At 65.1% G+C, this 321-nt stretch carries 1 protein-coding gene; it reads right to left on the bottom strand.

Annotated features, from left to right (window positions below):
* Positions 1 to 321: HAMP domain-containing protein (locus B0W80_RS34245; RefSeq protein WP_143684944.1), on the bottom strand; the 321-nt coding region annotated here is incomplete at both ends.

The raw sequence follows: 321 nt of genomic DNA, 5'->3' as shown, positions 1-321 counted from the left end.
GGCGAAGGAGCGCAGCTGGTCCACCATGGTGTTGATGGTGTTCTTCAGCTCGGAGATTTCGCCCTTTACGTCCACCGTGATCTTCTTCGACAGGTCGCCCGCCGCCACCGCGGTCGTCACTTCGGCGATGTTGCGCACCTGCGATGTGAGGTTGCCGGCCATGAAGTTGACCGACTCGGTCAGGTCCTTCCAGGTGCCGGCCACGCCCTGCACGTCGGCCTGGCCGCCCAGGTTGCCTTCGGTGCCCACCTCGCGCGCCACCCGCGTCACTTCGGCGGCGAAGGAGCGCAGCTGGTCGACCATGGTGTTGACCGTGTTCTT

Source organism: Variovorax sp. KK3 (genome assembly GCF_001984055.1).
Taxonomy (GTDB): domain Bacteria; phylum Pseudomonadota; class Gammaproteobacteria; order Burkholderiales; family Burkholderiaceae_C; genus Variovorax.
This window is presented reverse-complemented; position numbering and strand designations above follow the sequence as displayed.